Origin of the sequence: Coleofasciculus sp. LEGE 07092 (assembly GCF_015207375.1) — a bacterium.
In the GTDB taxonomy this organism is placed as follows: domain Bacteria; phylum Cyanobacteriota; class Cyanobacteriia; order Cyanobacteriales; family Coleofasciculaceae; genus LEGE-07092.
The window spans coordinates 1-13793 of sequence record NZ_JADEWY010000154.1 but is presented as its reverse complement, the minus strand read 5'-3'; the positions used below and the strand labels follow the sequence as shown (position 1 = coordinate 13793).

The following is a 13793-nucleotide window of genomic DNA, read 5'->3' as shown; positions in this document are numbered from 1 at the left end:
CCGCACCCCCGCTCCCCATCTCCTTCTGGCATCTTTTGCCATTTCCACATATAGTATTAAATAAAAGCTTTCACTATCTACCTCCCATATATCTGGTGTAACACTCCCATCCTGGGTGCTGGTTTGATTGCAGTTAAATATAATGATCTAAGTGATGCTAGCTAAACGCCCCAATTCTTACGAAGACAACTTAGCAATACCCCCTAACCAGCAAAATACGGCTGTCACTGATGCGATGGCTGAGTTGAAGTCAGAGAAAGCGACTGTAACGGAGCCAGTTGCTAAAGTCAGGGATAATGTTATCACTGTTGACTTTGGCAGTCCTGATAGCGTTTCTCTGCAAATTCCTTGGTCTGATTATGAAGAACTTTTTCCGACTGTGGAAGTAGAAGCGACAGAACCCTTTGCTATCCTGACTCAGGCTTTAGTAAACCGCCGCTGTTATTGGCTTAATTACTGGCCCCCCACTCAGGTATTCCGCATTAAAGAGATTGATTTAGACAACAATACTGTTTATTTGAATTTTGTTTATCGTTGGGTCAACGCTACACAAATCAAGTTGCTCAAGGCTCTTAAACCTAGTCGTGTTCCGAAGGATATTGAATTGGCTCATCTAGCTCGCACTTTGGCGGAACAAGAAAAAGATTCAACAAACTCGCAGTAGATTGTCGGATTAGATTGGTGACAATAGTCTTCCGATATTGCGTTTCCCAATTTACATTGATAGTTTGCCCCTTTCAAAAAGCGAGTGAGAGGGGGTGAGGGCTATACTTCACGCTTCCTTTTGTTCCGCTATAAGACTGATTCCCTGTGTGAGATCCCCCCCACCTCCCCTTAAAAAGGGGGGAGCTAGAGGAAGTTTCGCTTTTTAAGGGAGATTTAAGAGGAGCGCCTGGTGTTGCATTGCACGCTACCGAGCAGTATTGAGACGGCTGACGCGATCGCCTAGTTTATATGCGGCTTGAGGGGGGAGGAGCGATTCTTTCCCTTGCATCGACTGGCGATTAGCTATGAGATACGGTTAGGATAACAGTTGGTTAGTGTTTTTACAAAAATTAATTCTTTCTCTAAGTAATTTGGACTACTACTATGGAAACGAAGGTATCAAACAGAGCTGATGTTTATAGTAAAGAAGTTCGTCTGCTTCTTTTTCTGTGGGACTTAGGGGGAGCTGACGTTAAAAAGGGCGACTTGAATAAACGGCTGAAACGAAAGAAGGAAACAGCGGCGGATTATCAGGATATTTACAAAACGTTGGAAAAAGACGGAGCGATCGCAGTCTCTAATAACAAAATCTCTTTGTTGATGCCGAAGGGACTTCAGATCCTGGGGGAGGGACTTAAAAGCGATGAATTCCATTTTGAGAGTGCAATTGGTGCTAAAGCGGCTAATGCACTGTTGAAGTGGATTCGAGAGCATGGCACGTCGGCTAGTGGAGGGGGAGGTAATGGAGCAGTTGTATCTGTTCACGGAGTCAAAGCATCGGCAAGTGCGATCGCTTCCTATGACGAGTTTAAGCAAGTGGCGTTGGAGGTGTACGACAGGCTGAATCGTGACTATAACCTGGATGATTTAGTACCGATTTATCGGATTCGACGGGAAATAGGCGATCGGGTTAGCCGTTCTCAGTTCAGTGAATGGATGCTGGAGATGCAAGCTAATGACATTTTTGAGCTAATGGGAGGAGAAGTTTTAAATGTCACTCCCGATCAATTAGAAGACTCAATTACTCCACCAGTAGGAAAATTACGCTACTTTGCCAAGCGTGTAAATCCTGAAGCCTAATTTCAAACCTCTTGCAGTTCGTTACCTCACTTGAATGATCGTGACTAATTCATCCGTTTCTTCCATTGAAGAACTCAACGTTGCCATCCAAAGCTACAACCCGTTTAGCAGTGCCGCAATTGATAACGTTCAAAGTGTTTGGGGTAAAGGTTTCCCCGATTTGGCTACTCTCAATGCTCATGCTTCCCAAAAAGTTTTGGAAGTCATTAAGCAGGTTAAAACCAGTCCAGAAAGTAAAGACAAGGTAGCCACTTTAGTAGTGACTGCTGATGTCGGATCGGGAAAAACTCAGCTTATCAGTCGCCTACGTCGTCGTCTTATTGGTGATGGTAGTGCGTTATTTGTCTATGCCAATGCTGCTAAATATGGCAACTTAGACCTATTGAGGTATCAATTTCTGCAAAGTTTGGTAGAAAACCTGGCGCGAGTTGGCAGTCAAGGAGTCACGCAATGGCAGGAAGTAGCAGCAGCGCTGGCAAATGCGAGTAATGCAACTGGTCAGAAGACTCCCGCAGCAACGTTAGTTAAGAATTTTGATAGAGCCTATGCTAAGGCATTGCAGAATAACCACAATCTTATTAAAAAACTGAGTGTCCAGATTCTTAAGAGCAAGCCTGATGCTGACCCTTATATTCTCCGGGCTATTTTATGGACGCTATCAGAAATGTATGCCCCCTATGCTGTTGAATGGTTAGCGGGCAATGAGCTAGATCAAGAAACGGCAGACTCTATGGGTTTGCCCACCAACGCTAGCAAAACAGCTCAAGATGAAGAAGCGGAAGCCCTTGGGAATCTTCAACAAATCCTGCGTTTGATTAGCGATCATAAACCTGTGCTGATTTGTTTTGATGAATTAGAGGGACAAGGCGTATTATCTACAGATGGTTTTACTAAGACTCAGGTAATTGCTCGCTTGGTTAAAGACCTTTACGATAACCTCGAACAGTCAGGTATTGGTAAGGGCGTTGTCATTTTGACAGTAATGTTTGAGTCAACTTGGAGAGGACAAATCAAGGGTACTGGAAGTGGTATGGACATGGGTGGTGGTGTATTGGATCGAATGTCAACTGCTACTCAAGGCAACCCGATATCACTAGAGCGCCTGAATAGCCAATCTATGGTTGATTTAGTTGCTCTCTGGTTGCGAGAGCAGTTGTATGAACCTCGTAATCTAACACCCCATAACTCAACTTATCCATTTAGAGAAGATGAACTGAGGGAAGTTGGGAAAGGAAAGCTGACTGTGCGAGAAGCTTTGAATTGGTGTGCTGAAAACTTTGATATAGGTGGTAATGATGATAATCCTGAAGAGAAATTTGAAAAAGCTCTCAAAGCTGCAAATGAGGCAGATATGGGAGATTACTTAGAGGATAATGACCTAATTGCTAATGCTCTGTATTTTGGCTTCGAGAATTTGATTGGTGAAGTGTTGGAAGGTGAAACAGAAACAGGACAAAAGCTAAAGCAAGTAACTCTTGACAAAATTGAGACTGTTGGGGATTGGGTAAGGTTTAAAGTTTCTGGCAAGGAAAGTAACAAAAGTTTTACCATAGGCGTATCAGTTATTCAGCAAAAAAATGCAGCTTCAGTTGGAGCAGGATTAAAACGTTTAACTGACTATAAAAGATTTGGTTTAACTCGTGGTTGTCTAGTTCGCTCTAAAAACAAAAAAATTAACAAGAATTCCCAGGCTTACAAGCGACTGGAAAAACTTACATCTAAAAATATGGGGGGAGAATGGGCTTATCTGGAAGCAGAACAGATTAGACCTCTTATCAACCTTTATACCGTTTATCAGAACGGCGAAAGCTATCAGCTAACTCAAGAGCAGGTTGTAGAATTCTCAAAACCGCAAATTCTGGAGAATCCACTGCTAAGAGAAATTCTCAGTGATCCATCGGGCGAAATTGACGAAGAGACTATCGAAGATGAGGAAATGTTTGGAGCGTTATTTGAGGAATCTAGTACAGACGACACAGCCGATAATGAGGAGCTAGATGATTTATTTGCAGTAGAGGATAATGAATAATGCTGCAAACCGCCCTGTGTCTACCCGCACCAGATATCGAAGCCTTAATCCAAGGACGCTCAATTGCTGCCCTACCTCGGATATTCGTTAATCCGGGGCGGGAATTTGCCCTCTATCCCTCCGAGACTTCGAGTAACGCCTTGCCAACCGAGCAGTATTATCGCTCAAACTTTCTGCCTGCTGCTCAAAAAAGTCTAGCTGAACTGGGTTCTGAAACAGTTGTGATTAAAGCCTGGGCAAAGTGCGAACTTTGTCAAGTACTAGATGAATCTGAACCCCTTGATTTTTTATCGAAATTGACAGTATGGACAAAGGAAGCCTTGGAGCAAACCCGCTTGCAACGGGGTCATATCTTTCTGGCTTACCTGCGGGTTTACCGACTGCCTCAACCTGTTGAAATACCCGTAAATCCAAATCCCCGATTTGTTCCTTTACCGCAACCCCTGACGATTACTCAAGCAACGCCTGTTTTGAGTAATACCTTCTTTGAACAGCGCTGTCGCCAGATGCAAGAACGACAGCCACCCCAGTATATTGAATTGGAAGAACTGCAGAGTGCGATCGCCTCGTTATCAGATACTAACCTCGCGGCTAAAGAACTCGATCAAGATATCAGAATATTTCTCGGTTGGAATAGCAGCGAATCCGTTGGGCGGCTTGATTCCGATTTAGTTTGGATTAAGACAATTGCCGAAGTCGGTAACTCTAGCAACGGTCACGAATTTGAAAAGCTCGTGCGGAAAAGCTTGCTCAAGCTAGGTTTTACCAACTCTAGAAACGACCCCAAAGCCAGCCTCGATCCAGAAGCAACGGGGGGTGCTGGTGGTTTAGATTTTTATTGTGAATTGCCCTATCCAGTTGTGGGAGAATGTAAGTCAACCAAGACTGAAAGAGTACCTGATGGAACACCAGCCCAACTAATTAAGCTGGGTTATAAACATCTTCAAGACCATTTTAATCAGTGTCTTAAATTAATCGTAGCAGCAGGTGAACTTACAAAACCTGCTTTAAAAACGGCTGAGGGGAATAAAATAAGCGTGATTCGTCCAGAAACTCTGCAACGTCTCGTGGAACTGCAAGCCCAGCATCAAGGTTCTATAGAGTTGCTGAAACTCAAAGCTTGTTTGCAAGAGGCTTATGGTTTAGCCGATGATAAAATCGAGCAGTATATAGTGCAAGTGTACCAGGATATCGCTGTGCGATCGCATATCGTCCGGCTTGTGAAAAACTACCTAGAAAACACAGGCTTTGAAAGAGCTAGTGTTGATAGTCTTCATGGCGCCTATGTCAGCTCAACTCCCCCTCAATCGTTAAAGCCTCAAGAATTGCATGAAATTCTGATTGAGCTTTCCTCCCCGTTAACAGGCTACTTGGGGCGCAGAAAAGGGGAGAATTGGCGGAGCGATCGCTTTTACTTCCTGCGCGACTTACCGATAAACTGAGACTCAACTAAACGTAATCAACTAGAGTGACAAAAGCAAATAAGCTGTAGAAGACTAATGCTGCAACGGGTAACACCCTAACCATAGGCGAACGGGGTGAAGGCAGCAGGACTTCTCGCACCCACATGGATGCCGCTACTCCCATGGCAAAGCTGGAGCTGAGTACCAAATACTGCCAGTAGGGTTGAAACACCCAAGTTAAACCTAAAACCAGTGTCAGCAAAACCATTAAATGCTCGACCAACTCAGGTGGATTATAGGTCATTGATATAGTACGCCACCAAAATTGCAGAAGTCTCATTAACCAATTCCTACGGTTAAGACTACTCGTTAGGATACTTCACTATTCCCAATTTTGCCATATTCACCAATTGCACCAGTGGCAACAACCCGCCAGTGGTTAAAACCACTGTCTTATGGCTAAAGCCGCCTAAAGACGACTGGATAAGAGTTTAAGTCCACAAAGCGTGGATTTAAGCTATGACGCCGGAGTTTTAACTCTGGGCGGGTTAGGTTGTACTTCTTCTATATCGGTTGGGTTGTTAACTGTGATGAGGCAGGTGATTGTGTTCTTGCAGATAAGTTAGAGCTTCTTCAGTGTTCACTTGAGGAAATTCAGTGTAGAAGCGGCTGACGCTGAGAAACTGATCGGGGGTTTCTAGTACAACTAAGCGATCGCACCAGCGCCCCAGCCAGTTCATTAATCCCCTTGGAGCAACTGGCGCACAAATCCAAATCTGTGCTGGCTGAAGGCTTTTTATCGCTTGACTGGCGGCTGCTACAGTCATACCAGTAGCAATGCCATCATCAACCAATAGGGCAAGTTTACCTTGGGGGTTTACCTGAACACAACTAACCGATAATTGGGCAAGTTGAGCTTGGGCTTTGTCTAAAGCTTTCTGTAGTGCCGTTCGCCGTATATTAGACTGGATTTTTCCTAATAGCCTTTGTCGTGTCCAAAGAACATTTCCCTGTGAAGTCACAGAACCGATCGCTAATTCTGGATTTTTAGGAGTGGTAATTTTTTTGGCAACCACAATATCCAAAGGACAATTGAGTAGACGCGCTACAGGTACGGCAACGGGAATACCACCACGAGGTAGAGCGTAGACAACCGGTGGGAGTACAATGTCTGTGGTGGTTTGCAAGTCACTGATGAGAGAGAGAAGCAGTTGAGCCAACTGCTCACCCGCCTCGGCGCGATCGCTAAACAGCGGAGCAGATGACATGATTTCCTCCAGCATTTAACAGCAGGCTTGCCCTCATCATGACTGATTTTCGTTCAGCTTTCCGCTAGTTAAGGTCTGATTCTTAACAAAACTAAAGCTGTAGAAGGAACCAACGGGTATGCCACCATGGGGTATTCCCCTTTTGAAGTTTGCAAGTGCCCATGACTCTAGCAACTGCCCCTACACTTTTGAGCGAAGACCAAGCCTTATCTCTCGTCGATTCAGTGATTCAACAGTCCCAAGCCGAGGGAGTTTTTGTTAATCTTAGCGCTAGTGAATCGTCTCTGAGCCGCTTCTCAGAAAATCAAATTAGTCAGAACATCAGCCGTAACCGCTTCAATCTTACCATTACCAGCTATTTCGGCAAGCGTAGTGCTTCGGCATCAACGACAGAACTCGACCCGGAAGCGATCGCACAAACCATTCGCCGCTCCGAAGAACTAGCTCGGATTGCTCCAGAAGATCCAGAATGGGTGCCCTTGCTGGAACCACAAGTCTATGAGCAGCGGCGTCCAACCTTTGATGAAGCGACAGCAACTCTCTCACCCCTAGTACGGGGAGAAATGGTGCAGGGGGTATGTGCAATGAGTACTAAGGCAGGGGTGGAAGGGTCTGGCACCTTAAGTATAGAAGCCTTTTCTCAAGCATTAGGAAATTCCCAGGGTTTGCGAGCTAGCGATCGCGGCACCAAGGCAGAGTTTAGTTTTACAGCTCGAATTGATAATGGTTCGAGTTGGAGTCAACGCACGGCTTTTGCAGTAGAGCAATTACCGCTTGATTCCCTAACTGAACAGCTTATTGAACGTGCGATCGCTTCACGTCACCCTCGTGAAATCAAACCCGACACCTACCCAGTCGTTTTCGACGGTGCTGCCTTTGCAGATTTGCTGCCTTGGGTGATTTGGAATCTAGATGCACGAGCAGCGGATGAAGGGCGATCATTTATGTCTCGCACGGATGAAGCAGGTAAACCTGTTGCCAACCGTGTTGGCGAATCGATGTTTAGCTCTTTGGTACAAGTCCAACGCCATCCAGCTCATCCCCTGTTGCAGTTGGGGACTTATTTCAGTGATGGGTTGAGCAACGACTATCTAGAGGTGGTGAAAGACGGTGTTCCTGAAATTCTTTCTTACAGCCGTTATTGGGCGCAGCAGCAGGGTAAGGAACCTACAGGAAAACTGTTTCCCATCGTAATGTCTGGCTCTGATCAAAGTTTAGCTGACTTAATTGCTCAAACAGAGCTAGGAATTTTAGTCAGCCGCGCTTGGTATGTGCGCTATATTAATCCTCGAACATTGGAGGTTACGGGAATGACCCGCGATGGCACGTTCTGGATTGAAGAGGGTAAAGTCGCCTATCCTATCAAGAACCTGCGCTTTAACCAAAGCCTGCCGGATATGCTGCGGGATGTGGATGCCCTTAGTAGGGTGCAGCGCTTTGGTAGTAGTGTGGTGCCAGGGGTGCGGGTGAAGGCATTTAATTTTAGCAGCGTAACGGATAGCGTTTGAGGAAAGGGAGTGGCGAGTGGCTAAGGTTAAAGGGCGATCACCAGATATGAGGGGAACCTCTGGCATGGTAGGATTCCCGACAATCAACACTAGTGGCGTGACCCAGTTAAAATGGTGCAATACTATCAGGGGAATGCGATCGCTTTTTGCCAAAGAGGTTACTTTTCGATTTTTGCGATCGCGTCTTCTGGTGACATACCACTTTCAATGACTAACTTAATCCCTGGTAGGTATTCATCCATCATTGTCACGTTGGGATAAACTAACCGTTTGATGAGTTCAAAAGTAAGAAAGTCGCCTTTAACGTCGATACTGGTTTTGTAGCGAATCTCGCCATCGGTAAAATCGAGTTCAAAGTTCCCGATAACCATGCCATAATTGGCTCTAGCGATAAATTCTCCTAGAGTTCGACGCTTAGTTTTTGGCACTTTAATGGGGCAAATTGAGTAAAAGACGAATTGCTCTTGTTCTTCTCTGGCTTTGGCGTAGCAAGTCCATTTGCCATTTTTCCCATCGAAAGCCATCCGCAAAACTGGCTCTCCTTTAATCTTGGTGAAGGGCCAGTCGTCTTCTGTGAAGAAATGGATGATTTCTTCTAAAATCTGGTTGCTGGAAGTAGTATCTTCGGTTGTCTCAGATAGAGTATCAGCCAATTCTTCAAAAGCACTGCTTACTTCTTCAAGCGCTTCCGAAATGGCGTTCTGGGTTTCTAAAAGCGTTGTATCCGTCCACTCCTCAAATGCCTTGGTTATCTCCTCCAGACTTTCAGAAATGGTATTTTGGTTTAATTCCGACAGATTGGTATCCGCCCAATCTTTGAAGAAATTGACCATTCCCTGAGAAATCTGTTCGCTGGAAATGCTGTCTTGGGTAATTACAGAGGGATTGAGATAAGCCCAGAAGGTGGAGTAGCCTGTTTCGCCTGATTCCTGTGGCTGCTTGACGTGTAGGGCAAACCAACTTTCAGTAGATAGCAGGGGGTTGTCGGGTTGTTCTTGACTGAGGTTTTGCAGGTAGGTTGCTGCTTCTTTGAGGTTTGTGGTGTGTTCGGCTAGCTGTGGTAGCAAATCAGGTTGTAGAGTGGCTTCGATTTGGATGTCGGATTCAGGTAGGAAGTCTCCGGCAGAAAGGGAACCGCGCAGTTCGGGTTTGAGATTGAATAATGCTTCGGTTTCGATGCGCTGGTAGAGTTCGGGACTGACTTGGAAGGTGAGACGGCACTCGCTGAGGGTGTCATCCTGTTTGGTTAGAGATAGAGTGACGGTGTGGATGGGTAAGGGGGATTGGGAGCGATCGCGTAGAGTTAGTTTGCTGTCTAGATGACCATGTTCCGTATGAGCGAGCATCTTTGATGAGAAGCTAGTTACAGCCGTTTAAGGTATCAACCAATCCTATCAATCAAGTTTTTCAATAATATAACCATCTTCATCTACTTCATATACCCCAGCATAGAGATCGTCCTTATAGTGTTCCAAATACTCAAGAAAAGATGTGTACTCACTGACGCCGGGTCCAGACCGAAGCTCCATGTTAAGGATCTGTCCCACAACACCATCAGCATCAGGAGCCATATCGATGCAGATTAAATTGCCACCCCCATCTTCTGCAAAAGGAATCCAACCAGGATGCCACCAAGTATTTTGAATGATGCCTTCACCTGCTTCAAAGACTTCCCTCCCCTCAAAACCCCCCTCTTCACTCATTTTTTTCATCCTTAACCATCTATTAAGAACTCCATCTAAGCTAAGGTAATTGTAATCATGAATATAAACATCTCCGTTATGTAGTTTTAATGACGCTTTATAATCATCAGGCAACGCTAATCCAACGCGCTCTTCAAATTCACGAAGCTCCTGATCTGATACTCCATCCTTTAAATTTTCAAGAAGACTAGAGGCATTTTCTGTATACCACTCCTTAATATCATTCCAAATATTTTGGATAGTAGTCTTTACATCTGTTCCTGCCATCACCGATCTCCTTTCTTCAAACTCAACGATAGTTGGTAACACTTGCAAGTTAGCTGGGCTACGCTTAGGATTGTCCCAGTTAATACCTTCATTCCTAAAACGACGACACACCTCGATATCTCCAATCCCTTCAATGATGTCTGCCTCACTTTTGTAGACAGGTTTCACACTAAGTAATTGAACTGGTGGCTGGATACCTGGAAGCCATTCCGGCGAGTATACCCCCCAATTGGTAATAAGGGCGCAGTCCATTCGTTCAAACAAAGGCAATGATACATCATAGAGCAAAAGGTTGGGTGTAAAGGAAGTTCCTTCACGGAAAGGAAGCACAGCTAGCTCTGCTAGTCTTCTACCCAGAAGCTCAAGAGCTGCTTGGGGCTGACGTTCTTGTACACAGAGTATCAATTCTACGTGCTTGCAGGGCTCCTGCATAATACGAGTACTCATTCCAGCAGTGGCAATGTAAGTGAAGTACTCATCTTCCGATAAATTATCTTCTGCTGCTGGTTGAAAGAACAGAATGTCCAATTGAGGGGGTATCTTTTCATTCAACTCGTCTCTCCGTAGTTCTAGGATTGCTACTGGTATACCTGCCCATCGTACATATGCCGTATGTAGAGCTGATAATGTCGGATTTGCTTGGTTCATTGCTCTATCCTTCAACTCAGACTGTATGCTCCTGGCTTTTACCACCAATCAGAATGACTTCCGATTGACTTTGATGGAACGCGGTATCGTTCAGAACTAGAGCCTGATGCAGAAGATTCTTCCCAATGTTCGGGCCCCTGATAGTTCTTAGGATCTTTGTTCCACGCCCTATTTTCAGCTTTAGATTGCTTATGTCCAATTTTATTCCAGTGACCGGAAGCCCCAGGCTCCTTATGACCGAGGTTCGCCTCAGCGAAACCGAAGTTTTTGTAGGAGGAACCAGGGCGTTTGCTGTTATACCTAGCCTTGGTCATATGGTAAGTTTTGTCATCCTTAAGAATAGGTTTAGGGGAATCAGAGCGAATACCCTTATTCAAAATTTGAAGCCCTTCAGATGATGATTTTGCAGGATTACTGTATCCGTACTTAGATCGGTTATTTTTGTTAACCTCTCTTTGTCCTGCCTTCTTTATATCAAAAGAATATTCGGTTTGTGAATCAAAAGTGTTTGAAGCAAGAGTATGAAGCTTGCCTTGACTCTTCCATTCATCTATACGCCTTAGAGCGGTTGATTTACTTACTCCGAGAGTAGACTGAAGCTCTTCTCGTGAAAACAAGCGCTCACCAAATTCAGCTTTTGCTTTCTTAAGATCCTCATCGCTTCCACACTTGATTGAACCGGGTAATACCGTAGTATTCGGTGCAATTACTACCTTGAAATCAAGATCTCCATCACTCTTATCAGTTGCCGCATCTTGGAAGGAAATTTTGAGCTTAATTCCTGGCTTCAGTTTAGCCGTATAAGACTTCTCAATTTGCTTAGCCTGCGATTGCTTCTCCTTCCTGAGGATATCGTAATCCTTTTGCTCCCCAGCCGTTTTCTTCAATTCCGCAGCAGCCTGTCTCGCAAGTTTAGGATGATCTTTTTCTGAAGCACCTTTGCCTTCTTTGCCCTCCTTATTTTTTTGTTTGGAATTCTTTTGACGCTTCTTCCCGAAGAACTTATCCTTAAGTTTACGAACCTTCCGCTTCAGCTTCCGCTTCACCTTCTTCAGGGCTTTTTTAATCTTCTTGCCAATCTTGGCGGCAATCTCCCGAATCTTCCCAGCCACCTTACTAGCAGGGCCACGCAGACGCTTCAGCAGCCAGTTGGACACAAAATCAATCACCACCACACCGGCCGCCGCCAAAGCCCCACCGAAAGGAGGCCCAGCCTGACCCGTCTTCACTGCCTTCAGGAAGACCATGAAGCGGTCAAACGCCTGCATCATACGACTGACCGTACCCCAAGCCGCTTGCAGCCCTTCGATAATCAGCAGTATTGTACCCGCAGCAGGCACAATCATCGAGACCACCTTCTCAATCAGAAGCCCAATCAGGACAGCGGGAATTGCCGACTTAATCCCTTCCCAAGCCATCTTGCCGACTTCAGCCGTGTTAATCCCACCCTGTTTGAGGACGTTCCAAACGGTCATTCCCAAACCGAGTACTTCCTCAACCTTCTGAGAGAACCACTCCTGCACGGCTGTTTGGAAGGCACCCCAGAAGTGGTTACGGATGCCATCATTTGCCCCAGCGCCCAAATTGCTCAACCACTGTCCTGGGCTAGCCGCAATATCCTTAACTAAGACAGCAAACGCCCCAACAGCTTTAATTGCAGCATCCGCAAACTTAATCGCGCCCTGAACAGCTTGGCTGGCAATCTCCACCGCCGCCATCATGCCCTTCTGCAAGAGTCCCAGCGCGGCATCCAAACCTTTGGCTAGCAAGTTGAGGGCAAGCTGTACGCCTTTCTTGAGCGCGTTGGCTAGAGTATTGACAGCCGTTTCTGCTGCCTTCACTACCGCTTTTATCGCATTGCGGAAGCGATCGCGTAATCCTGGGAAAGCCGCCAGCAATACATTACCAATGGCAATCAGCGCCTGCCCCACTGCCTTGATAATACCTACAATGGCTTTGCGTCCTAGCTCAATGGCGGCTGTCGCCAATTTCTGCGCCCCTTCTATCGCAGCTTTCACAGCGGCGCGGGCTATTTCAAAGGCTTTTTGGATCGCCTGTTTAATGCCATCGAAAAAGGCTTTGGCTTTGTCAGCTAGCCAACCCAGTATCCCACCCGACTCTTTCTTGCCCTTCTGTCGCTCTTTTTCAGCATCCTCTTCACCTTTCCGACGCGCAACAGCAGCGTCCTCTTCACCTTTCTGGATATGCTCAGTCGCCTTCTTCTCAGCCTCAGTTTGCTTGTTCTGAACATCCTGGGCACCCTTAGCAACCGCTTCATCCGCCTCGGTACGCGATTTTTGAACTACATCGTCCTGTTCTTTCTGCCAATCAGAGCGTAATTGGGTAACTTCTGAGTGAGCCTTGGCTCGTTCCTCTGTCTGCTGGGTGGCGTTTTCCCCTTGGAGTTTGGTTATTTCCTTATTAGAATTACCTTTTTCTTCCGCGACTTTGGTAACGTTCTCTTGACGTTTCGCTGCCATTTCGCTTTGGGCTTGGGCAACCGCCGCTTGAATCTCCTGACCTTTCTCTTGTTGGGCGATAATCGAAACGGCATCCTCACCCGCCGCACCACCTGCACCTGCACCGACTCCCAGTTTCGGAGCAGCACCCCCGGCGGTGCCACCTTCACCTATCCCCTCAGCGCGTAAGGTTTCTTGTGGCACTTGCGGGTAAATTTCGTTTTCACCCATAGGCTGGGCGATATCTTGCTGACCCTGAGTATGAGCTTCGGCAACACTTTTTTCCAGTTTGGCTCGTTGCTCTTGAGCCTGTTTGGGGTCAGCATCACCTGCCAATTCCAGAGGCGGCGGTGAGCCTGCACTCACTTGTTGCAAGCCCGGATCTCGCGTCGGTAGACTCCGCAAAGATACCTGCAACTTTTGAGCATCCCCTGAGTCAAGCTTGCCCTCTGCATTTCCTGTCACTTGAGGCGAGGGAGCGGCGGCAACAGGCGGCTTGGCAGGAAGCGGTACAGGCTTGGGTTGCGGGACGGGTTTTGCTTGACCTTCTGGCGCTTTCTCTACTGCCTTGGGAGCCTTGCCTTCAGGGAGCGATTTATCTGCGGCTGACCCTTCTTTAGTCGCTGTAGCACCAGGAGATTCCATCTGGGGAGGATTCGCGGCTAGTTCAGCCCGTTGCTGACTAACGGAATTATCCACAGCCGCACTAACTCCCCCCAAGGC

At 46.3% G+C, this 13793-nt stretch carries 11 protein-coding genes; 6 read left to right on the top strand and 5 right to left on the bottom strand.

The features are described from left to right. The first annotated feature begins 154 nt into the window (after nucleotides 1-154). From IQ257_RS25780 to IQ257_RS25765, 4 genes are all read left to right on the top strand, one after another. The gene (locus IQ257_RS25780; RefSeq protein ID WP_193879579.1) at nucleotides 155-664 is read left to right on the top strand and encodes a hypothetical protein; all 510 of its coding nucleotides are present in this window, start codon (nucleotides 155-157) and stop codon (nucleotides 662-664) included. A 425-nt stretch (nucleotides 665-1089) separates the two neighbouring features. Then, complete coding sequence (locus IQ257_RS25775; RefSeq protein WP_193879581.1) at nucleotides 1090-1785, top strand: hypothetical protein; 696 nt, start codon at nucleotides 1090-1092, stop codon at nucleotides 1783-1785. Between the two features lie 40 nt (nucleotides 1786-1825). After that, nucleotides 1826-3814, top strand: a complete 1989-nt coding sequence (locus IQ257_RS25770) for a P-loop NTPase fold protein (protein ID WP_193879583.1) — start codon at nucleotides 1826-1828, stop codon at nucleotides 3812-3814. Next, a complete protein-coding gene (locus tag IQ257_RS25765) occupies nucleotides 3814-5256 on the top strand; it encodes a DUF1802 family protein (RefSeq protein WP_193879585.1) in 1443 nt (480 codons plus the stop codon). The genes IQ257_RS25770 and IQ257_RS25765 overlap by 1 nt, the downstream gene beginning before the upstream one ends. A gap of 7 nt (nucleotides 5257-5263) precedes the next feature. Here the strand turns inward: IQ257_RS25765 and IQ257_RS25760 are convergent, their stop codons facing one another. Next, complete coding sequence (locus tag IQ257_RS25760; RefSeq protein WP_228061033.1) at nucleotides 5264-5521, bottom strand: hypothetical protein; 258 nt, start codon at nucleotides 5519-5521, stop codon at nucleotides 5264-5266. A gap of 277 nt (nucleotides 5522-5798) precedes the next feature. Then, a complete protein-coding gene (locus IQ257_RS25755; RefSeq protein ID WP_193879589.1) occupies nucleotides 5799-6485 on the bottom strand; it encodes a phosphoribosyltransferase in 687 nt (228 codons plus the stop codon). Between the two features lie 161 nt (nucleotides 6486-6646). Between IQ257_RS25755 and IQ257_RS25750 the strand changes: the two genes are divergently transcribed. Then, nucleotides 6647-7993: a TldD/PmbA family protein gene (locus tag IQ257_RS25750; protein ID WP_193879590.1), complete on the top strand. Its 1347-nt coding sequence runs from the start codon at nucleotides 6647-6649 to the stop codon at nucleotides 7991-7993. Between the two features lie 16 nt (nucleotides 7994-8009). After that, the gene (locus IQ257_RS25745; RefSeq protein WP_193933317.1) at nucleotides 8010-8204 is read left to right on the top strand and encodes a hypothetical protein; all 195 of its coding nucleotides are present in this window, start codon (nucleotides 8010-8012) and stop codon (nucleotides 8202-8204) included. On the opposite strand, the gene IQ257_RS25740 is transcribed toward IQ257_RS25745, so the two are convergent. The 3 genes from IQ257_RS25740 to IQ257_RS25730 all read right to left on the bottom strand — a co-directional run. After that, nucleotides 8152-9339: a YbjN domain-containing protein gene (locus tag IQ257_RS25740; protein ID WP_193879592.1), complete on the bottom strand. Its 1188-nt coding sequence runs from the start codon at nucleotides 9337-9339 to the stop codon at nucleotides 8152-8154. The genes IQ257_RS25745 and IQ257_RS25740 overlap by 53 nt on opposite strands. A gap of 48 nt (nucleotides 9340-9387) precedes the next feature. After that, the gene (locus IQ257_RS25735) at nucleotides 9388-10611 is read right to left on the bottom strand and encodes an SMI1/KNR4 family protein (protein ID WP_193879595.1); all 1224 of its coding nucleotides are present in this window, start codon (nucleotides 10609-10611) and stop codon (nucleotides 9388-9390) included. Between the two features lie 38 nt (nucleotides 10612-10649). Continuing rightward, nucleotides 10650-13793: phage tail protein (locus tag IQ257_RS25730; RefSeq protein ID WP_228061032.1), on the bottom strand; the 3144-nt coding region annotated here is incomplete at its 5' end.